Origin of the sequence: Streptomyces aurantiacus JA 4570, assembly GCF_000414115.1 — a bacterium.
Taxonomy (GTDB): Bacteria; Actinomycetota; Actinomycetes; order Streptomycetales; family Streptomycetaceae; genus Streptomyces; species Streptomyces aurantiacus_A.
Map to the genome: position 1 here is coordinate 74,425 of NZ_AOPZ01000007.1, position 22,021 is coordinate 96,445.

The 22,021-nt window shown below is 72.9% G+C and carries 20 protein-coding genes; 12 read left to right on the forward strand and 8 right to left on the reverse strand.

All coding sequences use genetic code 11. The annotated features are described in order from the left end of the window. Positions 1-229: 229 nt before the first annotated feature. Complete coding sequence (locus STRAU_RS00980) at positions 230-1,081, forward strand: spermidine synthase (protein ID WP_037656903.1); 852 nt, start codon at positions 230-232, stop codon at positions 1,079-1,081. A 117-nt stretch (positions 1,082-1,198) separates the two neighbouring features. Further along, positions 1,199-2,320: a TolB-like translocation protein gene (locus tag STRAU_RS00985; protein WP_052028900.1), complete on the forward strand. Its 1,122-nt coding sequence runs from the start codon at positions 1,199-1,201 to the stop codon at positions 2,318-2,320. A gap of 25 nt (positions 2,321-2,345) precedes the next feature. Here STRAU_RS00985 and STRAU_RS00990 read toward each other — a convergent pair whose 3' ends face one another. The 4 genes from STRAU_RS00990 to STRAU_RS01005 all read right to left on the reverse strand — a co-directional run bounded on the left by STRAU_RS00990 (position 2,346) and on the right by STRAU_RS01005 (position 7,057). Further along, on the reverse strand, positions 2,346-3,638 hold the full coding sequence (locus STRAU_RS00990; protein ID WP_016638337.1) for an MFS transporter: 1,293 nt from the start codon (positions 3,636-3,638) through the stop codon (positions 2,346-2,348). 110 nt (positions 3,639-3,748) lie between these two features. After that, positions 3,749-4,891: a DUF8017 domain-containing protein gene (locus STRAU_RS00995; RefSeq protein WP_016638338.1), complete on the reverse strand. Its 1,143-nt coding sequence runs from the start codon at positions 4,889-4,891 to the stop codon at positions 3,749-3,751. 183 nt (positions 4,892-5,074) lie between these two features. Beyond that, positions 5,075-6,127 carry a DUF8017 domain-containing protein gene (locus STRAU_RS01000; protein WP_016638339.1) on the reverse strand — a complete coding sequence of 351 codons (1,053 nt, stop codon included), beginning with the start codon at positions 6,125-6,127 and terminating at the stop codon, positions 5,075-5,077. A gap of 57 nt (positions 6,128-6,184) precedes the next feature. Further along, positions 6,185-7,057, reverse strand: coding sequence for a DUF8017 domain-containing protein (locus tag STRAU_RS01005; RefSeq protein ID WP_016638340.1), 873 nt, complete (start codon positions 7,055-7,057; stop codon positions 6,185-6,187). Between the two features lie 130 nt (positions 7,058-7,187). On the opposite strand from STRAU_RS01005, the gene STRAU_RS01010 reads away from it, so the two are divergent. From STRAU_RS01010 to STRAU_RS01040, 7 genes are all read left to right on the forward strand, one after another. Continuing rightward, positions 7,188-7,631 carry a DUF4442 domain-containing protein gene (locus STRAU_RS01010; RefSeq protein WP_063890310.1) on the forward strand — a complete coding sequence of 148 codons (444 nt, stop codon included), beginning with the start codon at positions 7,188-7,190 and terminating at the stop codon, positions 7,629-7,631. Positions 7,632-7,711: 80 nt separating this feature from the next. Further along, entirely contained in the window at positions 7,712-8,170 is a 459-nt protein-coding gene (locus tag STRAU_RS01015) for a DUF6234 family protein (protein WP_016638342.1), read from the forward strand. Positions 8,171-8,393: 223 nt separating this feature from the next. Beyond that, complete coding sequence (locus STRAU_RS01020) at positions 8,394-10,910, forward strand: beta-glucosidase family protein (protein ID WP_016638343.1); 2,517 nt, start codon at positions 8,394-8,396, stop codon at positions 10,908-10,910. Next, positions 10,907-12,598: a carboxylesterase/lipase family protein gene (locus tag STRAU_RS01025; protein ID WP_052028901.1), complete on the forward strand. Its 1,692-nt coding sequence runs from the start codon at positions 10,907-10,909 to the stop codon at positions 12,596-12,598. The genes STRAU_RS01020 and STRAU_RS01025 overlap by 4 nt, the downstream gene beginning before the upstream one ends. Before the next feature lie 76 nt (positions 12,599-12,674). Beyond that, entirely contained in the window at positions 12,675-13,388 is a 714-nt protein-coding gene (locus STRAU_RS01030; RefSeq protein WP_052028902.1) for a DedA family protein, read from the forward strand. A gap of 371 nt (positions 13,389-13,759) precedes the next feature. Beyond that, the gene (locus STRAU_RS01035) at positions 13,760-14,833 is read left to right on the forward strand and encodes a serine hydrolase domain-containing protein (protein WP_016638346.1); all 1,074 of its coding nucleotides are present in this window, start codon (positions 13,760-13,762) and stop codon (positions 14,831-14,833) included. Next, positions 14,830-16,428, forward strand: a complete 1,599-nt coding sequence (locus tag STRAU_RS01040) for an alpha/beta hydrolase (RefSeq protein ID WP_037656870.1) — start codon at positions 14,830-14,832, stop codon at positions 16,426-16,428. Before STRAU_RS01035 ends, STRAU_RS01040 begins: the two co-directional genes overlap by 4 nt. Before the next feature lie 4 nt (positions 16,429-16,432). On the opposite strand, the gene STRAU_RS01045 is transcribed toward STRAU_RS01040, so the two are convergent. Beyond that, positions 16,433-16,966, reverse strand: a complete 534-nt coding sequence (locus STRAU_RS01045) for a gamma carbonic anhydrase family protein (protein ID WP_016638348.1) — start codon at positions 16,964-16,966, stop codon at positions 16,433-16,435. A 181-nt stretch (positions 16,967-17,147) separates the two neighbouring features. Between STRAU_RS01045 and STRAU_RS01050 the strand changes: the two genes are divergently transcribed. Then, on the forward strand, positions 17,148-17,921 hold the full coding sequence (locus STRAU_RS01050; protein ID WP_016638349.1) for an acyltransferase: 774 nt from the start codon (positions 17,148-17,150) through the stop codon (positions 17,919-17,921). A 135-nt stretch (positions 17,922-18,056) separates the two neighbouring features. Here the strand turns inward: STRAU_RS01050 and STRAU_RS01055 are convergent, their stop codons facing one another. Then, a complete protein-coding gene (locus STRAU_RS01055) occupies positions 18,057-18,923 on the reverse strand; it encodes a DMT family transporter (RefSeq protein ID WP_016638351.1) in 867 nt (288 codons plus the stop codon). A gap of 102 nt (positions 18,924-19,025) precedes the next feature. On the opposite strand from STRAU_RS01055, the gene STRAU_RS01060 reads away from it, so the two are divergent. Then, positions 19,026-19,610 (forward strand): helix-turn-helix domain-containing protein, encoded by a 585-nt coding sequence (locus STRAU_RS01060; protein ID WP_016638350.1) that lies wholly within the window; start codon positions 19,026-19,028, stop codon positions 19,608-19,610. Positions 19,611-19,661: 51 nt separating this feature from the next. Then, positions 19,662-20,216 carry a YbaK/EbsC family protein gene (locus STRAU_RS01065; RefSeq protein ID WP_016638352.1) on the forward strand — a complete coding sequence of 185 codons (555 nt, stop codon included), beginning with the start codon at positions 19,662-19,664 and terminating at the stop codon, positions 20,214-20,216. Between the two features lie 30 nt (positions 20,217-20,246). Here the strand turns inward: STRAU_RS01065 and STRAU_RS01070 are convergent, their stop codons facing one another. Together STRAU_RS01070 and STRAU_RS01075 are read right to left on the reverse strand one after the other, a co-directional pair. Next, positions 20,247-21,467, reverse strand: a complete 1,221-nt coding sequence (locus tag STRAU_RS01070) for a CaiB/BaiF CoA transferase family protein (RefSeq protein ID WP_037656910.1) — start codon at positions 21,465-21,467, stop codon at positions 20,247-20,249. Further along, positions 21,464-21,877, reverse strand: coding sequence for a VOC family protein (locus tag STRAU_RS01075; RefSeq protein WP_016638353.1), 414 nt, complete (start codon positions 21,875-21,877; stop codon positions 21,464-21,466). The genes STRAU_RS01070 and STRAU_RS01075 overlap by 4 nt, the downstream gene beginning before the upstream one ends. Between the last annotated feature and the right edge of the window lie 144 nt (positions 21,878-22,021).

Consider the following 22,021-nt stretch of genomic DNA (forward strand, 5'->3'; position numbering starts at 1 on the left):
CGTTCCGCTCCGAAGGCGGCGGCGGGCGCTGACGCCGTCGTGGCCCGTCGCGGCCCGCCTGCGCTCGGGGCCCGTTGCGGCCCGCCTCCGCCGGGGCAGCAGTCCCGGTGGAGGCGGGCACAATGGACCGGTGAACGAGCCAGCCGAGCGATCCGTCCCCGAGGAGCCCGAGTCGCCGACCGACGCACCGTCCCCGGCGGCGCCCGAAGCGCTCCCCGACGCCGAGCCGATACCCGTCACGCGCACCGTCGACCACGGCATCGCCAAGCTGCTCCCCGACGTGGACCGGCCGCGCGCCTGGCTGCTCACGGTCGACGGGGCGCCGCAGTCGTACGTCGACCTGGACGCGCCCACGTACCTGGAGTTCGAGTACGCCCGCAGGCTCGCGCACGTACTGGATACCGTCGCCGCCCCCGGCCGGCCGCTGGACGTCGTGCACCTCGGCGGCGGCGCGCTCACGCTGCCCCGCTATGTCGCCGCGACGCGGCCAGGTTCCCGGCAGGACGTGGTCGAGGCGGACCGGGGGCTGCTCCGGCTCGTCGCCGAGCAGCTGCCGCTGCCCGCGGACTCCGGGATCACGGTGCACGGCGCCGACGCCAGGAGCTGGGTGGAGGCGGCGCCCGCGGACAGCGCCGACGTGCTCGTGGGCGATGTGTTCGGCGGCTCGCGGGTGCCCGCGCACCTGACGTCGGACGCGTACGCCCGCGCGGTGCGCCGCGTCCTGCGCGCGGACGGCTGCTACGCCGCGAACCTCGCCGACGGCGCGGGCAGCGGGGCCGGCGCGCCCTTCGCCTTCCTCCGCTCCCAACTGGCCACCTTCGCCGAGGTGTTCGAGGAGCTCGAGCTCATCGCCGAGCCCTCCGTGCTGCGCGGCCGCCGCTTCGGCAACGCGGTGCTGCTGGCCGCGCGGGCGCCGCTCGACGTGGCCGCGCTCGTCCGCCGCACCGCCGCGGACGCGTTTCCCGCACGGGTGGTGCACGGCGACGCGCTGCGGAGCTTCATCGGTGACGCCCGTGCCGTACGCGACGCGGACGCCGTGGCCTCGCCGGAACCGCCGGACGGGGCGTTCAGCGTCGGCTGAGGGGCCGCCGGCTGATACGTCATGTGACGCATTGACCCCACAGCGCCGTCGCGGTTGCATGCTTGTGGTCCTCCGGTGCGGAATCGGAGGAGGGACTGCGTCCTGCCTGGGGGGAAAATGAGGGGAAACGTCAACGGGAGCGCCACCGCACGTGCCAGACGTGTGCGGGCCGCCCTGAGCGCGGCCTTCGCGGCCTGCGCGGTCACGGCGGTGCTGCCCGGATCCGCCTCGGCCGAGGCGGGCGTCGTGGGCGCCCGCGGAGCCGGTGTCGAGAGGGTCAGTGCCGCGGCCGACGGCACCGAGGCCGACGGCAACTCCGCCGGCGCCTCGATCACGCACGACGGCCGCCGCGTCGTCTTCTCGTCGTCGGCGACGAACCTCACGCCCGACGCCGCGACGGAAGGCGACAGCGTGTTCGTCCGCGACCAGCGGACGAAGCAGATCCAGCGGATGGGGAACCTTGCCCCGATCCAGCCCCCGGTCATCAGCGGCGACGGGGAATACCTCGGCTATGCGCATCAGTGGATCACCAACGTGCGGATTCGCCAGTATCAGGTGGGCACGGGACGCACGGCCTCCCTCAACTGCTCGGCCTACAGCTGCGACCAGCCGTCGCTGAGCGCGGACGGCCGCTACACCGCCCATGTCGTCCGCTCGCCCCGGCAACCGACGTTCGGCCAGCGCATCGAGGTCCAGGACTGGAACGACGGCGGCAGCAACCAGACCGTCGCCGCCCTCGACCACACCCAGCCGTCCCGGCCGTCCATCAGCGGCGACGGCCGCCATGTCGCCTACCAGGACGGCAAGGCGAAGGACGTCTTCGTATGGGACCGGACGGGCGGTACCACCTCCGGCCCGATCGAGGGCCCTGCCGCGCAGGCGACCCTCGTCCAGCTCAGCGACGACGGCGGCAAGGTCGTCTACCTCTCGGGCTCCGACACCTACGTCCACGACGTGCGCACCGGTGCCGCCCAATCCCTGCCGAACGTGCGGGGCGTGGCCATCGATCCCACCGGCCGATATCTGCTGTACGCCCCGCACGACACCACCGGACCGTCGCTCACGCTGCGCGACCTGCGGACGGGCACCGAGGAGATCGTCGCGGACCAACCGGCCTCGGCCGGGACCGACGCGGTCAGCGCCGGCGGCCGCGACGTGGTCTTCCAGTCCACGGCCGACGACATCGTGCCCGGCGACACCAACGGCAAGTCGGACGTGTTCGTACGCCACTTCTACTGATCGGCACTTCTACCGATCGGCACTTCTACCGATCGGCCCGCACGAACTCCTCGGCACCCGCGTCTCCCTGTTCCCGCGAGGCCATGACTTCCTTCGTACGCCGCGTGAGATTCCGTACGTCCGGAACGAACAGCACCGCCGCCGTCACCACGACCACCAGCACGGCGCAGCCCCACAGCGACGCGGACCGGCCGAAGGTCTCCTCGGCGGGGCCCGCGAGCGCGGTCGCGAGCGGCACCATCGCGATGGAACCGAACCAGTCGTACGCAGCGACGCGCGACAGCTTCTCCTCCGGGATCTCCTGGTGCATGGCCGTCATCCACGAGACGCCGAACACCTCGACGGCGACGCCGCTGACGAACATCACCGCGGCGAGCCCCGCCACCGGCAGCGGCACCGCGAGCGCCGCGGACGGCGCGGCGAGCGGGAAGACGCACAACGTACCGGCGAACAGCAGCCGCCGCGGCTTCCAGCGCATCATCAGCAGCGCCCCGCAGACCGTGCCCCCGCCGAACGCCCCGAGCGCGAGCCCCCACGGCCCCGCGCCCCCCAGCTCGTCCTCGGCGACCAGCGGCCCGAACACCGACTCGGCCGCGCCGACGACCGCCACCACCACCGAGAACTGCGCCACGATCGACCACAGCCAGGGCCGTCCGGTGAACTCCCGCCAGCCGTCCCGCAGATCGGCGAGCAGACCGCCGCCCGGGGCGCGCCGGGGTATGTGACCGACGTCGAGGAAGGCGCGCAGCGCGCCCGCGGCCGCGAACGCGACCGCGTCCACGGCAAGTACCCAGCCGGGCCCGATGACCGCGACCATCAGTCCGCCGAGCGCCGCACCGCCGAGGCCCGCGCCCTGCATGGCCATGCGGTACAACGCGAAGGCGCGGCCCGCCTGTTCGCCGCTGACGGACGAGAGCAGCATGCCTTCGGACGCGGGCCCGAAGAACGCCTGGCCGGTGCCGCCGAGCGCGGTGAGCAGCATCATCTGCCACAGCTGCGGATCCCCGGCGAGCACCACGGCCGCGAAGGCGGCCTGCGACACGCAGTTGAGCGCGTTGGCGGCGACCATGACGTGGTGGCGCGGCAGCCGGTCGGCCACCGCGCCGCCGATGAGCAGGAACAGCACGAGGGGCAGCGTGCGGGCCGCCGCGACCAGGCCCACGTCACCGCCGTCCCCGCCGGCGTCGAGCACCGCGAACGCCGCCGCGATCAGCGCACCGTGGCCACCCAGGTTGGTGATGATCGCGGCGGCGGTGAGAAGCGTGTAGTTGCGGCCGGCCCAGGAGGGGCGGCGGGAGGCGGCGGGAGAAGTCACCACGGGACTATCGCCGCAGGACAGCGGCCTTGCCAAATGATTTCCCCGGCCGCGGAACGGCGGCCGGGGCGAACCGGCTCACGACTCAGGACCCCCGAGCCGTGAGCGCCCGCTCACGACTCCTCGGGTTCCCCGTTCAGCCGCACCGTCGCGAGGATCTTCCGCACCTGGGCGTCGGAGACCTCTTCCTTCACGTCCTTGGCGCCGTGCAGCGTCCACGCCACGTAGTCGCCGGCCGCGTTCTTGAACGCGAACGTCGTCGCCTTGCCCTCGGAGTCGCACTTGTCCGAGCCCTTGGCGCCGGACGTCGTGGACGTCGTGACGCTGCCCTTGATGCCGGACTTGGTGGTGTACGACTCCACCTTGCCGATCTTGATCTTCTTCTTGTCGGCCTTCGCCTGGCCGGTGTAGCCGCCGAAGACCCACCACGCCGAGTCGTTGCGGGACACGTCCTTGGTGTTCTTGGCGCCGTTCTGGCCCTTGGTGCCGACGGTGGCGAGCGAGGTGTCGTCCATCTGCCCGTCCTTGTCGTCGTCGGACGTGCACCACTTCTCTTTGAAGACGGCGGGCGCGGACATGATGATGAGCGGCTTGGTGCCGTCACCCTTCTTGCTCTCGAAGCCGATGAACGTGTCCGGGGACTTCACCACCCAGTCCGGCGGTACGTCGAAGGCCGTGCCCCACTTGGGGTTCACGACGACCTGCCAGCCGGGGATGGTCGGCTTGGGGTCGCCGCCGGTGCCGCGCGGGTTGTCGTCGTCGTCCGACGGCTTGGGGCTCGGCTTCTTGGAGACCGACTTGGACGGCTTGGTGTTGGCCTGGTCGGACTTGCCGTCCTTGTCGTCGCCGTCACCGCCGAGGACCAGGAAGCCGGTGACGCTCGCGGCCACGACCACGGCCGCGGCCGCGACGATGGCCGTGATCTTCGTCTTGTTGCCACCGCCGTTCCCGCCGCCGCCCGCGTCGCCCCCGCCGGCCTGGGGCGTACCCATCGGGAACGTGGGCGCGCCCCACTGCGGCTGCCCTCCCGTCGGCTGCCCCGGCTGCCCGGGCTGGCCCACGGGGGGCTGCCCGGCGGGCGGCTGCTGGTACGGGTTGGGCTGCTGGTACGGGTTGGGCTGCTGGTATCCCGGCTGCTGCTGGTATCCAGGCTGCTGGTACGGATTCGGCTGCTGGTACCCGGGCTGCTGATACGGGTTCGCACCCTGGTCCTGCGGGTTCTGCTCGCCCCCGGGCGGCTGCTGTTCTGGCCACATGGCCAGTAACCATAGAGGGGCGGGGGTCCGGGTGCCACGCCCGGTCACCAGCCGGACGGCCTCCGGGGCAGGGGGCGGACGAAGCAGTGACGAAGTGGTGAAGAAGTGGGGTGGGTGGTGCGGGGGCGGGGGTGCGCCCCCTCCCTGAGTCCGTGGCCCGCCGCCCCGTCAGGCGCTCCGCCGTCAGCCCGTGGGCTCGCCGTACAGCCGCACCGTGGCGAGGATCTTCATGATCGTCGCGTCCGGGACCTCTTCCTTGACGTCCCTGGCGCCGTACAGACTCCAGGACACGAAGTCGCCCTCGGAGTTCTTGAAGCCGAAGGTGATCGCCTTGCCGTCCGAGGCGCACTTGCCCTTCTGCGGCGTGTTCGTCGAGCGGCCCCAGGCGATGCTGCCCTTGACGCCCGACTTGGTGGTGTAGGGCTTCGCCTTCTCGTCGTACGTCATGGTCTTCTTGTCCGGCTGCGTGTAGGCGCCGTAGATCCACCAGCCGACGGTGTTCACCGCGACCTCGTCGGTGTTCTTGCCGCCCCGCGCGCCCTTGGTGCCCGCCGCGCTCAGCTCGACGTCCTCGGACCGGCCGTCCTTGTCGTCGTCGGAGGTGCACCACTTCGGCTTGAGGACCGCGGGGGAGCCCATCGTCGTGATCGGCTCGCCCGTCTTGTGGTCCTCGAAGTTGATGGCCCGGGTCGGCCCCTCCACCTGCCAGTCGGGCGGTACGTCGAAGGCGGTGCCCCACTTGGGGTTCACCACGACCTGCCAGCCCGGGACGGTCGGCTTCGGCCCGCCGCCCGTGCCCCGGCCGTCGTCGTCGCCGTCCGACGGGGCCGACGGCTTCTCGGACGCCTGCTCCGAGGAACCGGCCTTGTCACCCTTGTCCGCCTTGTCGTCCTTGTCGCCGCCGAGTATCAGAAAGCCGGTGACACCCGCGGCCACGACCACGGCGGCCGCAGTGGTGATGGCGATGACCTTGGTCCTGTTCCCGCCGCCGCCTCCCCCCGACGGCTGGGGCGCGCCCGGGGCGGTCGGCGCGCCACCCCACTGCCCCTGCTGCCCGACAGCGGTCGGCTGCTGGTACGGGTTGGGCTGCTGGTATCCCGGCTGCTGTTGGTATCCGGGCTGCTGGGCAGGCTGCTGGTATGGATTCGGCTGCTGGTATCCGGGCTGCTGATACGGGTTGGCGCCCTGGTCCTGCGGGTTCTGCTCGCCCCCGGGCGGCTGCTGTCCTGGCCACATGGCCGACAACGATACGGGTGCTGTCCGGGGGTGATCACAACGCCCCTCTGGAGGCGCTCAGTTCTCGTCGGACGCCCTGTACTCGCGTACGGTGCTGAGGATTTTCCGGACCGTCGCGTCCGGAATCTCCTCCTTCACGTCCTTGGCGCCGTGGAACGCCCACGAGACGAATTCGCCCCCGGCGTCCTTGAACGCGAAGACCGTCGCCTTGCCGTCCGTGTCGCACTTGCCCTTCTTTGTGACACCGGACGACTCGGCCGTCGCGAGGCTGCCCTTGATGCCGGACTTGGTGGTGTAGGACTCCACCGCGCCGGCCTTGACCTTCTTCTTTTCCGGTTGCGCGTACGCGCCGTACACCCACGCGGTCGAGCTCTCGCGCGCGATGTCCTCGGTGTTCTTGGCGCCTCTGTTGATCCTGGTGCCCGCGCCGCCGAGGGGCGCGTACTCGCTGGTGCCGTCCTTGTCCTCGTCGAAGGCGCACCACTGCTCCTTCAGGTAGGCGGGCGCGGCCATCGCGGCGAGCTTGTTGTCCTCGGGGCCCGCGTCGTCCGAGACCCACGAGACCCAGTGGACGGACTTCGGCGACCACTGCGGAGGCACGTCGAACGCGACGCCCCTCTTGGGATTCATCACGGCCTTCCAGCCCGGGACCGTGGGCTTCGGGCCGCCGTCCGTGCGGCGCCGGTCCGCGTCCGCCGGGGTCGGGGACGCACTCGACCGGGCCGGGCCGGGCTTCGCGGAATCGTCCTCGTCGCCGCCCAGCAGCACGAAACCGGTGACGCCCGCGGCGACGACGACCGCGGCCGCCGCGATCACCGCGATGGCCGCCGTCCTGTTCCCCCCGCTTCCGCCGCCCTCGGGCGGTTGCAGATAGGGATTGGCCTGCTGGTACCCGGGCTGCCGGTACGGGTTCTGATCCTGCGGGTTCATGGCGGTCCACCCTACGGCCGGGCGCGGCAGGGGAGTTGGAAGGGTCGGCCGACGACTGATGGGCCGGAGGGGCCGGGGGCTGGCAGGAGAGGCTACTCATGGGTAACATCTGGGTATGAGCGCAGACCAGATGTCGATCGGCGAGATGCTCGCCGCCACCGTGCCGATGGCCCGGACCCTGAATCTCGAGTTCCTGGAGACCACGCCCGAGCGGGCCGTGGTCGTGCTGCCCGATCAGGGGGAGTACCACAACCACGTGGGCGGTCCGCACGCCGGAGCCATGTTCACGTTGGGGGAGTCCGCGAGCGGCGCCATCGTGATCGCGGCCTTCGGGGCGGAGCTGGCGCGGGCCGTGCCGCTGGCGGTGCGTGCCGACATCGCGTACAAGAAGCTCGCGATGGGCACGGTGAAGGCCACCGCCACGCTCGGCAGGCCCGTCGCCGACGTGGTCGCCGAGCTCGACGCGGGACAGCGGCCGGAGTTCCCCGTCGCCATCGCCATCACGCGCGAGGACGGTGCCGTGACCGGAGAGATGACCGTCGTGTGGACCCTTCGGCCCAACGACCCGAAGTAGTCCGGGCGGTTGAAGCAGTTGCAGGCCGCCTGAGTACGCGTACTCAGGCGGCCTGAGGCGTTCGCGGTGAGTATGGCGGCATGAGCCCGAGTGGTCTGCCGTCCGCGCCTCCCGCCTTCGACGCCTCCGCCGACTCCCGTGCCGACCTCGGCCCGGACGTCGCCACGGCCGTGGGGCTCTTCCTGCTCGAAGGGGCCTTCCTCTGCGTGGTGTTCGGGATGTGGTTCCTGTCGGGCTTTTCGCTCGACCCCGCCGCCGACACCGAGCCCGACCGCCTGGGTGGCTATCTCGTCGCCGCCGGGGCGGCCGGGCTCTTCGCCGTTCTCGCCGTCGTCGCCGCCCGGCGCATGCGCGCCGTCGTGACCCTGTGGACCCAGGCGCTCATGGCGGCGCTGGTCACCGTCGCCGTGTTGGGCGGCATGGAGTACCAGGAGCGGGTGGACCGGCGGTCGGAGCCGGTCCCCGCCTCGACCTGGACGGGACCGGTCGGGTGCCGCAGCGGCGGCGGCAGCGACGAGTGTGCCTCCACAGGAGGCTGACCCTCGCCCCGTCGAATCGGCCTTGCGTTCAAGGCTTTTGCTCAGGTCATTGACACGCGTCACCTCCGGTCATAGTTTTCCCGCCGCACCGGTGGTGTCCCTCGGTGCGTCCACTCCACTTCTTCGCAGAGTTCGTTCAAGGTCCGAAGACCTGCCCGGTACTGGCACGTGTACATCGTTCGCGCACCGAAGGAACCGACGGAACCGAAGGAAGTGACGGCCCATGTCCGACACCGTGTCCCGGCGTACCACCCTGCGGCTGATGGGAGGGGCGGTCGCGGTGGCAGCCGCGGCCACCTCCGGACTGCCGGTCCCGGCGCACGCGACCGCCCACCGCCGGCCGGGCCCCGGCGCCGGGCCCCGCGTGGAGTCGCTGGTCCGCAGGCTCACCCTCGACGAGAAGATCTCCCTGCTGCACGGCGCGAACGACCCGAGAGGGCTCGGACAGGCGGGATACGTGCCCGGCGTGCCGCGCCTCGGCATTCCGGAGCTGCGGCTCGCGGACGGCCCCGCGGGCGTACGTGTCACGGCGCACGCCACCGCGCTGCCCGCGCCCGTGCTGCTCGCCGCCGCGTTCGACCCCGAACTGGCCCGCCGCTACGGCCGGGTGATCGGGCACGAGGGGCGTGCGCTCGGTCAGGACGTCCTGCTCTCGCCGATGGTCAACCTCATCCGCACCCCGTACGCGGGCCGGAACTTCGAGACGTTCAGCGAGGACCCGCTGCTCTCCGCCGACCTGGTCGCCCAGGAGATCAAGGGCATCCAGGAGGAGGGGCTCATCGCGACGGTCAAGCACTTCGCCATGAACAACCAGGAGAAGGACCGCATGTCCGTCGACGTGCGGGTCGACGAACGGACCATGCACGAGACGGAGCTGCGCGGCTTCGAGGCCGCGGTCGCTGTGGGCGTGGGCTCGGTCATGGGGGCGTACAACAAGGTCAACGGGGCCTTCGCCTGCGAGAACAAGGTGCTGCTCGACGAGGTGCTGCGCGCGCGGTGGGGGTTCGGCGGGTGGGTGATGACCGACTGGTTCGCGGCCCATTCGACGGCCGCCGCGATCGGCGCGGGCCTGGACATGGAGATGCCGGACGGCACGTACTTCGGCGCGGCGCTGAAGCGGGCCGTCGAGGGCGGCGGCGTGCCCGAGGCGTACGTGGACCGGTCGGTGCGGCGGCTGCTCGGTGTGCTCGACCGGTTCGGGCTGCTCGACGGGAGCGCGCCGCCGCGCCCGGACCGGGACGCCAGGGCCGGGGCGGCGGTCGCCCTCGAGGTCGCCAAGGCCGGCGCCACGCTGCTGCGCAACCGGCGCGGCGCGCTGCCGCTGACCGGCCGCGCCGCCCGCTCCCTCGCCGTGATCGGCCCGACCGGCGCGCTGCCGTTCGTCAGCGGCGGCGGTTCCGATCTCAGCGGCGGCGGCAGCGCGCACGTGATCCCGGACCGTGCCGTGAGCCCGTTGGACGCCGTCAAGTCCCGTGCGGGGCGCGGCGCGCGCGTCCACTACGCGCTCGGCGAGGACCTGTTCGGCAAGGCGATTCCCGGCGGGGTGCTCTCGCCCGGCGGCTTCGACCCGGAGGGGCAGCGCGTCGGCGCGGGTGAGCAGTGGACGTACGAAGGGGCCCTGACCGCCGAGGCGGCGGACGAGTGGACGTTCGTCATCCACTACTCCGGCGCGCGGCCGACGGTGCGGCTCGACGGAGTGGAGCTGTTCCCGCCCGCTCCGGGCTTCGGTGAGTACTTCACCGGCGGCCTGGTGTCGACCGCGCCCGACGGACTCTCCGTACGCAGGAAGACCGTGGCGCTGACGCGTGGCGGGCACCGCCTCCAGATCTCCGCGAAGGGCGGGGAGAAGGGACAGACGTTCCGGCTCCGCCGGGTCACCTCCGCGACCCGCGCGCGCGACGTCGCCGACGCGGTGCGCGCCGCCCGGTCCGCGCACTCCGTCGTGCTGTTCGCGTACGAGGACGCCACCGAGGGCCAGGACCGCACGACCGTCGCCCTGCCCGGCCACCAGGAGGCCCTGATCGAGGCGGTGACGGCCGCCAACCCCCGGACCACCGTCGTCCTCAACACCTCGTCGGCCACCTCGATGCCCTGGCTGGAGCGCACCGCCGCCGTCCTGCAGATGTACTACCCGGGGCAGGAGGGTGCGGCCGCCACCGCCGCCGTCCTGTTCGGCGACTGCGATCCGGGCGGCCGGCTCACGCAGACCTTCCCCGTCGACGACGACCGGCATCCGACGGCCGGCGACCCGCGCCGCTACCCGGGTGTCGACGGCGTCGAGGAGTACTCGGAGGGCATCCACGTCGGCCACCGCTGGTACGACGCGGAGGGCGTGCGGCCGCTGTTCCCCTTCGGGCACGGCCTTTCGTACACCACCTTCGCCTACCGGGATCTGACGACCCGCCCGGCGGCGCGCGACGGCGGGTTCGACGTCGGCTTCCGGGTGCGCAACACCGGGCGGCGCGACGGGATCACCGTGGCTCAGGTGTACGTCGGGGCCTCGCCGGACGTGCGCCTCGACCAGGCGGTGCGCGTGCTCGGGGGCTACCGGCGGGTCGCGCTGCGGGCGGGGGAGGAGCGGCGGGTGACCGTGCGGGTCGCGGCGCGGACGCTGTCGCTGTGGGACGCGCGGCGGCACGACTGGGTGCTCGGTACGGGGCGGCGGTCCGTTCAAGTGGGCGTGTCGTCAGGGGAGTTGCTGCTTTCGGGGTCCGTTCACGTGAAGGAGGTGCGCGGATGAGGGGCGGGTGCGGGCACGGGTGGCGCGGCCGGGGGCGGCGTCTCGTGGCGGTCGTCGGCGTGCTGGCGGCGGCCGCAGTGGCGGGGATCGCGCCCCAGACGGCCCAGGCGGGCCCCGGGGTGCGGGCCGACCGCCTCGCGGCAGGCGAGAGCGGTGCGGCGCTGGTGCGCACCGACGCAGGCTGGGTGCGCGGGCAAGTCACCCGTGAGGGACGGCAGTTCCTCGGGATCCCGTACGCGCGTCAGCCCGTCGGCGAGCTGCGCTGGACGGAACCGCGCCCCGTCGAGCCGTGGCGCGGCGTGCGCGAGGCCACGGAATTCGGAAACCGGTGCGTGCAGACGGCGAGTTGGGATCCCGGGTACGAGCAGCCGACGCACACCGAGGACTGCCTCGATCTCAATGTGTACGTCCCCGAAGGGCGCGCCGGGTCCGGTGCGGCCGGAGGCGGTGAGGGGAAGCGGCCCGTCATGGTGTGGCTGCACGGTGGCGGGCTCACCGCCGGCGCCGGTGCGGACATCGTGCCGGACCGCTTCGCCCGCACCACCGGCACCGTCGTCGTCACCGTCAACTACCGCCTCGGCGCCCTGGGTTTCCTCGCGGGCCCGGAACTCGACGGCGAGGCGTCCGACGGGGTGTCCGGCAACTACGGGCTGCTCGACCAGCAGGCCGCGCTGCGCTGGGTGCGCGCCCACGCCGGGCGGTTCGGCGGGGACCCGCGCCGGGTGACCGTCGCGGGCGAGTCCGCGGGCGGCCGCTCCGTGTGCACCCACCTCGCCTCGCCCACCGGCCGCGGCCTGTTCCGCTCGGCCGTCGTCGAGAGCGGCGCGTACGACGACTGCGCGGGCCGCGAGCGGCGGCGGGCGGCCGGGGACGGCGCCGCGTTCGCCAGGAAGGCGGGCTGCCCGGACCCGGCGACCGCGGTGGCCTGTCTGCGCGCCAGGCCCGCCAAGGACCTGCTCGCCGCGCAGGCCGGGTTCGACTGGGGGCCGGTCGTCGGCGGGAGCTTCCTGCCGGTCCAGCCGAAGGTGGCCTTCGCGCGGGGGAGCGCGGCGGGCGTGCCCGTCCTTAACGGCGCCAACACCGACGAGGGCACACTCTTCGCCTTCGCACAGTACGACGGCCGGGGCCGGCCGCTCACCGCCGAGCAGTACCCGGCCGCGCTCGACCGTACGTACGGCGCCGAGCTCGGGGAACGGGTGCTGCGGCGCTACCCGCTCGCGGGGTACGCCACCCCCACGCACGCCCTCGCCGCGACCCTCGGCGACGAGATCTTCGCCTGCTCGGCGCTGCGCCTCGGCGGCTCGCTCGCACGGCGCGGCCCCGTCTACGCCTACGAGTTCGCCGACCGGACGTCGCCGCCGTTCGCCAGCCTGCGCAAGCTCGGCACGGACTTCGCCTTCGGCGCGACGCACGTAAACGAAGTGCAATATCTCTTCAAACACTTCGGCCTCGAAACGCCGCTGAACGCCGAACAGCGTGTCCTCGCCCGGCAGATGACGCGCTACTGGAGTTCCTTCATCCACTCCGGAGTGCCCCGCGCGGACGGCGGGCCGGACGCTCCCGACCAGCGGACTCGACCCGGCGACGTGCTCGCGCTGCGCACCGCGTCGGCCGGCGGGAACGCAGTCGTCGGCACCGCCCACCGCGCGCACCACTGTGATCTGTGGGACGCGGCCGCACGTCGCTGAACAGGTAGTCTTCCCGGCGTGCGTGATCGACCAGGGCGCGCACGCCGGGGGATCACCCACAGCGGAAGGAAACGGGTTGCACGTCCAGGAGTGGCTGGAGAACGTACCGGCCGTCAGCGTCTACGCGCTCGTCGGACTGGTCATCGGCCTGGAGTCACTGGGCATCCCGCTGCCCGGCGAGATCGTCCTCGTCTCGGCCGCGCTGCTCTCGTCGCAGCACGGTGACGTGAACCCGGTGATCCTGGGCGCGTGCGCCACCGCGGGCGCGGTGATCGGCGACTCCATCGGGTACGCGATCGGGCGCAAGGGCGGCCGGCCGCTGCTTGCCTGGCTGGGGCGGAAGTTCCCCAAGCACTTCAGCGAGGCGAACGTCGGCAGCGCCGAGCGGTCCTTCCAGAAGTGGGGCATGTGGGCGGTCTTCTTCGGCCGCTTCGTCGCGCTCCTGCGCATCTTCGCCGGGCCGCTCGCGGGCGTCCTGCGCATGCCGTACTGGAAGTTCGCGATCGCCAACGTACTCGGCGGAATCGTGTGGGCGGGCGGCACGACGGCCGTCATCTACTACATCGGCGTGGTCGCGGAGGACTGGCTCAAGCGCTTCTCGTACGTCGGCCTCGGCATCGCCGTCCTGATCGGCGTCGGCTCGATGCTGCTCGTCAAGCGGCGGGCGAAGAAGGCGGCGGAGGAGCACGCGGCGCGCACGGAGGCCGAGGCGGCGGCTGCGACGGACGCGGCGGAGGCGGCCCTCGGGTCCGCCGTCATGGAGGGCGAATCGGCGGCCGCGACGCGGTGAACCACCGTGCGCGTGGCCGGTCCCTTCGTGTGCGGTGGAGCCTGCCCCCGTGGCGATGCGGGGGACCGGCCCCCGGGGGATTCGGGTGCAGGCCCCAGTGAGTGCGGGGCCTTGCGCCTCTAGCGTCGAACGACATGACATGTGTACGACGCATCGGTAGAAGTTCCCTCTTAGCAGGGCCTGCGAGGTCCCGGCGGTCCCGGCGGACACGGCGCGGAGTCGTGCCGGTTGTGGTGTCGGCGGCGACGCTGACGCTCCTCGCCCCCGTGGCAGCCGCGTCGGACGCGGCCGCCGGTCCGGGATCCCCGCTCCGCCCGGCTGCTCCGCTTCGCCCGGCGGCGCCCGCCGGCTGCGATGCCACGCGCGGCGCCGTGACCGACTCCCTCGGCGTCCTCGTCGACCGCCACGGCATACCGGGTGCCGCCGCCGCGGTGGCCGACCCCCGCTGCGGCCGCTGGTCCGCCGCCAGAGGCGTCGCCGACCTGGACACCGGCCGCCCGATGGCCGCGCGGGACCGGCTGCGGATCGGCAGCGTCAGCAAGACCTTCACCGCCACCGTCGTCGTACAGCTCGCCGCGCGGGGCCGGATCGGGCTCGACACCCCGGTCGAGCGCTATCTGCCGGGCCTGATCCGCGGCAACGGCCACGACGGCCGCACGATCACCGTGCGCGAACTGCTCCAGCACACCAGCGGGCTCCCCGACCACGTCGAAGCCTTCGCCGACCGGCCCGTGAACGAGTGGCGGTTCCGCCACTTCGAGCCCCGCGAACTGATCGCGACCGCGCTCAAGATGCCACCCCCGGACAAGAAGTGGCACTACTCCACCACCAACACCCTCGTCGCCGGGCTCATCGTCGAGAAGGTCACCGGGCGCGGCATCGAGGCGGAGGTGAAGCGCCGGATCCTGCGGCCGCTCGGCCTGCGCGACACCTACTGGCCCGGTGACCGCACCCACATCGAGGGCCCGCACTCGCGCAGCTACTTCCCCGCGGCCCAGGAGAAGGACGGCACGCCCGGGCCCAGGGTCGACGGCACCGAGTGGAACGTGACGTTCGGGGGTGCGGGCGGCGCACTGATCTCGACGCCCGCCGACGTCGACCGGTTCTTCGGCGCGCTGTTCGGCGGGAAGCTGCTGCCCGCGCGCTGGCTCGCCGAGATGCAGCGCACCGTCCCCGCCGACCCGGACCGGCTCTGGCCGGGCGCCCGGTACGGGCTCGGTCTCATCGCCACCCCGCTGGAGTGCGGCGGCCGGTGGTGGGGGCACAGCGGGACCGTGCCCGGCGGGCACCGGGCGCTCGGCGCGATCGGCCCCGGCGGCCGCACCGTCTCCCTCGCCCTCAACCAGGTGCCCGACACCGACCGGGCCGAACAGGACTTCCGCGCCGTCGTGGACAGCGCCCTCTGCGGCTCCGACCGCACCGAACGATTCAAGGAGACCCCGTGATCGCCCCAAGCGCCGCCGTGCGCCGTACCTCAGCGGTGGGCCTCGCCCTCGCCGCCTGCTTCACCGCCGTCCCCGCCGTGGCCTCGGCTCCGGCGACCACGCCCTCCGCCACGGCCCGCGAGGGCGGCGCGCAATCCTCCGGGACCGGCCTCGCCCGCTACTACAACCAGCGTCCGGACTGGCGCAGTTGTGTCATCGGGCCGGACGACGAGACGGGAAAGGACCTGGAGAAGGCGGGCGCGCGCTGCGCCGACGTGACCGTACCGCTCGACTACTCCGACCCGGGCGGCCGGACCATCACCGTCGCGATCTCCCGGCTCAAGGCCACCGACACCCGCCACCGGGTCGGCCCGCTGCTGCTGAACGGCGGCGGCCCCGGAGGCCCCTCCCTCGGGGACGGCCCGGACATCCGCAAGGCGATGAAGGGAGTCGGCGCGCGCTACGACATCATCGGCGTCGACCCGCGCTTCGTCGGCCGCAGCACGCCGCTGGACTGCGAGTGGCCGGTCAGCTCCTCCATCTTCTCCTCCGGAACCGGCCGGGCGGGCTTCGACCGCCAGGTCGCCCTGCACAAGGACCTGGCCGCCAAGTGCCGTGCCACGAACGGTCCGGTGCTGCCGCACGTCACCACGCGCAACACGGCCCGTGACATGGACGTCATCCGGGGCGCCCTCGGCGAGAAGAAGATCTCGTACCTGGGCTACTCGTACGGCAGCTACCTGGGCACCGTCTACACGCAGATGTTCCCCGGCCGCCACGACCGGGTGGTCCTCGACGGTGTCCTGGACCCGCGCCGCTACAGCCCCCGCCTGCTGCGCGGCACGGAGGCCGAGAACGAGCAGGCGCTCGCCGGGTTCGCCACCTGGGCGGCGAAGCGGCACGGCACCTACGGCCTCGGCCGCACCCGCGCCCAGGTGCTCGCCACCCTCGACCACGCCATCGACGTCTCGGCGCGGCGCGGACTCACCGTGGGCACGTCCCCGGACGTCTTCCGGCTCGACGACACCCACGTGCCGACCCTGCTGGTCATGGGGATATCCGACGACACCGACGAGGCGCGGGCGGCCTTCGGCGAGCAGATGTCCGTCCTGGCCAAGGCGGCGGACGGCCGGCCGACGCGCATCCCGGCGGAGTTCAAGGCGGTCCTGGAGAACATGACGACCGGCAAGGAGTCGCAGTACGGCAGCGTCCAGAGCGCCATCCTGTGCGGTGACAGGGCCGCCCCGCGCGACCCCGAGCGCTACTGGCGCGACATCCAGCGCAGCCGCGCCGCCCACCCGGTCACCGGCCCGCTGACCAACAACATCGGCCCGTGCGCCTTCTGGGACCGTCCGAAGGAGCGGCCCACCCAGGTGCGGCACGACACCCCGGCACTGCTCGTGAGCGCGACCGGCGACCCGCGCAGCGACCACGAGGGCGCCGTGGCGCTGCGCGGCCTGCTGCCCAGCTCCAAGCTGATCACCCTGAAGGGCGCCAACCGGCACGGGGTGTACGGCTACTACGGCAACGCCTGCGTGGACGCCAAGGTCAACTCCTACCTGGCCACGGGCAAGCTGCCGGGCGAGGACCGGACCTGCGTGAAGCGGGACGGCTGACCGGTCAGGCGGAGGCCCCCGCCTCGCGGTGGGCCTTCGCCAGCTCCACGTACAGCGTGCCGTTGAGGGAGATGCCCGCGCGCTCCTCCTCGGTGAGCTCCCGCTTGACCTTCGCGGGCACGCCCGCGACCAGCGAGCCGGGCGGCACGACCATCCCCTGCGGCACCAGCGCCTGCGCGGCGACGAGCGAACCGGCGCCGATCACCGCGCCGTTGAGCACCGTGGCACCCATCCCGATCAGGCAGTCGTCCTCGACCGTGCAGCCGTGCAGGACCGCGTTGTGGCCGACCGAGACGCGCTCGCCGACGGAGATCGGGAAGCCCGGGTCGACGTGCAGGCTGCAGTTGTCCTGGATGTTGCTGTCGGCGCCGACCTCGATCGGTCCGCAGTCGGCCCGCAGCACCGCGCCGTACCAGGTGCTCGCGCCCGCGCTCAGCGTCACCTCGCCGATCACCACCGACGTGGGTGCCGTGAAGGCTCCCGGGTCGACCTTCGGGTCCTTGCCGCCGAAGCCCATCACGAGTGCCTCGTGGCTCATCGGCTCTCTCCTTCTTTCCCGTGCCGCCATGGCGTCTGCCCTCGCCGCCCGCGGCATCGCGTCGTCACCTCGTCGCGCCTGAGCGAACCGTACGGGACGGCGGGGCCGGCGCCGCCGCGTGGGGTGAAGATCACAGCCGGTGGGTGTGCTGGGTGCGCGCCGGGCTGAGTACGGTGAGCGGGTGCCCAGAAACAAGAACGTGTTCTCATCGCTGGCCGCCTGGCGGCGCGGCGCGACGCAGCGCGCCGTCCACGCCGGGTGGGAGTGGGTGCGGCGCACGGGCGCGGTGACCGCGCGGCGGCCCGGACGGCTGCGGTTCGGCGCGATCGGCGAGGGCACGAAGCTCGCGTTCCCGCAGGGCACGATCTTCGGGGCGCCCTGGATCCGGCTCGGCGCGCACTGCGTCGTCGGCGAACAGGTCACCCTGACCGCCGGGTTGATGCCCGACCTCGACCTCGGCCCGGACCCGATCCTGCGCATCGGCGACGGCGTTGTCCTCGGCCGCGGCAGCCATGTCATCGCGGACACGACGGTGACCATCGGCGACGACTGCTACTTCGGGCCGTATGTGTACGTGACCTCGACGAACCATTCGTACGACGACCCCGAGACGCCGATCGGCAAGCAGTGGCCGCGGATGGAGCCGGTGGAGATCGGGCCCGGCTGCTGGATCGGCACGGGCGCCGTGATCCTGCCCGGCGCGCGGCTCGGCCGCAATGTGGTGGTGGCGGCCGGAGCGGTGGTGCGGGGCGCTGTGCCCGACCACGCGGTGGTGGCGGGGGCGCCCGCCCGGGTCGTGCGGACGTGGTGTGCGGAGCGGGGGTGGGAGCCGCCGTTGCGTACGCCCGCCCCTGTGCCGATCCCCGAGGGGATCACCCCGGAACAGCTGCTCGCGCTGGGCGAGTTGACCGACCTGGAGGTCGCGCGGTTGGCCGACGTGGAGGGGAACGTCTGAGCCCCCTCGCTGGTTGTGCGGTGTTTTTCCTGCGAGTCGGTGAGGGCTGGTCGCGCAGTTCCCCGCGCCCCTGACGGGGCGCTTCGTACCGCAGACTTCGTCGCGCCCGCTGCGCGGCGCGGAACCCGCCGTGACTCAGCCCGTCGCCAGCAGCACCGTGCCCACCAGCGCAAGGCCCGCCCCCGCCGCCTGTATCCCGCGCAGTCGTTCCTTCAGGACGCCGCGGGCCGCGAGGGCCGTCACGACCGGGTAGAGGGAGGCGAGCACCGCGGCCATGGTGACGGGGCCGCGCTGCGCCGCGATGGCGTACGTGCCGTTGGCGGCGACGTCCGCGAGGCCGACGAAGGCGAGGGCGGGGAGCGAGGCCCAGATCGCCCGCATGTCCGCGCCCTCGGGGAGGGCCGCCGCGCCGCGCCGCACGGAGACGTACAGCGCCGTGCCACCCGCCACCACGTTCGTCACGCGCTGCACGAACAGCGCCAGGAACAGGCCGGTGACGGTGCTCGAAGCCTCCGCGATCAGGGCCATGACGGCGCCGAAACCGAACGCCGCGAGCAGCGTGAGCAGCACCGCCTGGCGCTGCACCGGGGCGCCGCGCAGCTCCGGGCCGCCCGCCAGGACGATGCCCGCCACGGCCACCGCGATGCCCGCGAACTGCGCGAGCCCCGGCCGCTCGCCGAGGAAGAGCCCGACACTCACCGGCACGGCGACGCCCAGCGAGCCGAGCGGCGAGACGACGCCCATCGGGCCGAGGGCGAGGGCCTTGTAGAAGGCGAGCATGGCGACCGGGCCGACCAGACCCGCGCCGACCGCGAACCAGAGCTGCGGCCCCCACTCCGTCCACCCGCCGGTCGCCACCACGATCGCACCGAGGACGACGACGGCGACGCACTGCGAGGCGACGACCACCGTGAGGGCGGGGAAGCGCCGGGTCAGCAGTCCGCCGCCGAAGTCGGCCAGGCCCCACATCAGGCTGGTGGCCAGGGCGAACAGTGCTGTCATCGGAGCCTCGCAGTACAGTGTGGTGAACCTTCGGGAACCATCAGGTGCACCACACCGTAGTTCAGTACAGTGAACTCTGTCATCCAAAATATTGGACGGAATGTGTCGGACCTCGACCAGCTGACTCAGTCGCTCGCGCGCAATCTCAAGCGCTGGCGCACCGAACGGAACTTCACGCTCGACGCGCTCGCGGCCCGCGCGGGCGTCAGCCGAGGCATGATCATCCAGATCGAGCAGGCCCGCACGAACCCCAGCGTCGGCATCACGGTCAAGCTCGCGGACGCGCTCGGCATCAGCATCACCACGCTGCTCGACTACGAACAGGGGCCGCACGTCCGGCTCGTGCCGCCCGAGCAGGCCGTGCGGATGTGGTCCACGGAGGCGGGCAGCAGCACGACCCTCCTTGTCGGCACGGAATCGCGGGGGCCCTTCGAGCTGTGGTCGTGGCAGCTGATGCCGGGCGACGGCAGCGACTCCGACGCGCACCCGCCGGGGACGCTGGAGCTGCTGCACGTCAGGACGGGCGAGCTGACGCTGGTCGTGGACGGCGAGGAGCACCTCGTCGCGGCCGGGTCGGCGGCGTCGTTCGAGGCCAATGTGGCGCACGGGTACCACAACAAGGGCGCGGAGCCGGTCGAGATGACGATGGCGGTGTCGGTCCCGCCCGCTCACGCGGGTGCGTACTGAGCCCCCCGACCTCGTGGCCCGCGTGCCCGTGCCCTGCGTTACCGTGCGGGCATGCGCGCTCCCCTAGGTGATTTCGACGTCGTCCGCCCCGCCCCGGAAGCCCTCGACCTCCTGGTCGCCCCTGTGGCCGACGCCGTACGCGGCTGGAACGGGCCCGTGCCCGCCGACGAGTTGATCCATGTCGACACCGATCCGGCGTGGGCCGACACGGCCACGTTCGTGGAGCACTACGGCCCCGAACTGCTCGCGCAGTCCGCGAACTGCGTCGTCGTCGCCGGGAGGCGGGCGGGCGAGACGACGCTCGCCGCCTGCGTGGTCCTGTCCGCGACCCGCGTCGACGTGAACGGCGTCGTGCGCCGCCAACTCGGCGCCCGCAAGGCGTCGTTCGCGCCCATGGACACCGCCGTCGGCGAGACCGACATGGAGTACGGCGGCATCACCCCCATCGGCCTGCCCGGCGGCTGGCCGATCCTCGTCGACGCCGCCGTGGCCGACCTGCCGTACGTCCTGATCGGCAGCGGCAGCCGCCGCGGCAAGCTGATCGTGCCGGGCAAGGTGTTCGCCGGGCTGCCGACCGCGGTCGTGATCGAGGGCCTCGGCGTCTGACCGTCCCGCGACCGGGCGGCCTGGGCCGCCCTAACTCCCGCTCCGCCGCGGGGAGATGACGCCCGCCTCCCGCAGCCGCTCGACGTCCGCCGCCGCCCGGCCGAGCTCCGCCAGGATCTTCTCCGTGTGCTCGCCCACGTCCGGAACCGGGTCCATGCGCGGGTCCACGCCGGAGAGCTGGGCGGGCGGCAGCAGCGCCTGGACGCCGGGCGCCGCTCCCGGCAGGCCGACGTCCTGCCAGCGGCCGCGTTCGGTGAGCACGGGGTGCGTGAGGAAGTCCGTGACGGTGTTGACGCCCGCGTTGGCGATGTTCGCCGCGTCGAGCAGCGCCGTCGCCTCCGCGCCGTCGAGCGCCGCGAACCGCGCCGCGATGACCGCGTCCAGCTCCTGGCGGTGCGCGACCCGCGCGGACCCGGTGGCGAAGCGCGGGTCGGCCACCAGTTCCGGGCGCCCCAGGAACGTCTCGCACAGCGCCGCCCACTCCGGCTCGTTCTGCACGGAGAGCAGCACCTCCTTGCCGTCGGCCGCGGTGAACACGCCGTACGGCGCGACCGTGGCGTGCCGGGCGCCGACGCGCGGCGGCTGCGTGCCGCCGTACCGCGTGTAGTACGCGGGCTGGCTCATCCACTCCGCGAGCGCGTCGAACAGCGACACCTCCACGGCTGGCGCGCGGCCGGTCGTCGCGCGCGTGAACAGCGCCGACAGGATGCCGCTGTAGGCGTACATCCCCGCCGCGATGTCGGCGACCGAGATGCCCACGCGCACCGACTCCTCGGGCGTGCCGGTCAGCGAGAGCAGGCCGGTCTGGCACTGCACGAGCATGTCGTACGCCTTGCGGTCCGCCCACGGCCCCGTGGTGCCGTAACCACTGACCGTGCAGGTGATCAGGGAGGGGTGGCGGGCCTGGAGGTCCGAGGCCGCGAGACCGAGGCGGTCGGCCGCGCCCGGCGCGAGATTCTGTACGAACACGTCCGCACCGGCGAGGAGTTCGCGCAGGATCTCCTGGCCCTCCGGCGACTTCACGTCCAGGGTGAGCGACTCCTTGGAGCGGTTCAGCCAGACGAAATAGCTGGCCTCGCCGTGCACGGTGGTGTCGTAGCGGCGGGCGAAGTCGCCCCCGCCCGGGCGCTCCACCTTGATCACCCGGGCGCCCAGGTCCGCGAGCTGGCGGGTGGCGAAGGGGGCGGCGACGGCCTGTTCCAGGCTGACCACGGTGATGCCGGCCAGCGGCAGCGGGTGCGGCACGGTCAGCCCCGCCCGCCCCGGTACTCCTCGTGGAACTGCTCGAACGACACCTCGTAGCCGTCCGGGTCCAGGCCCACGAAGACCCGCGCCCAGTCCGTGTCCTCCGGCTCCGACACGACGGGGAGACCCTCGGCGCGCCACAGGGCGTGGGCCGCGTCGAGGTCGGGCGTCGGCACGGCCAGCGTGAAGCCGAGGCCGAGCGGGCCCCGGCGCGTCGCCTCGCCGTGCTCCTCGTCGTAGTACCCGTGCGCGTGCAGGGCGGACAGGATCAGCCAGGTGTGGCCGAAGGTGAGATAGCGCAGGTTCGGCTGCTCGTCGTTCGGCAGCTCGCGGAACCCGAGCTTCAGATAGAGGTCGCCGGAGACCTTGAGGTCGTTGACCCGCAGGCCGATTTTGAGCTGCTTGCTGCCCATCATGTGCTGCGCTCCCTCCCGTGGCGCCGCCGGGCGGGGCGGCGGCCGGCGTGCGACGACCGTACCCGGCGTGCCCGGCCGGGGCACGCGGCGCCCGGGCCGGGCGGGGGGCGCGCGACGCGTTCCGGTCACCGCCGTTCACCTGAT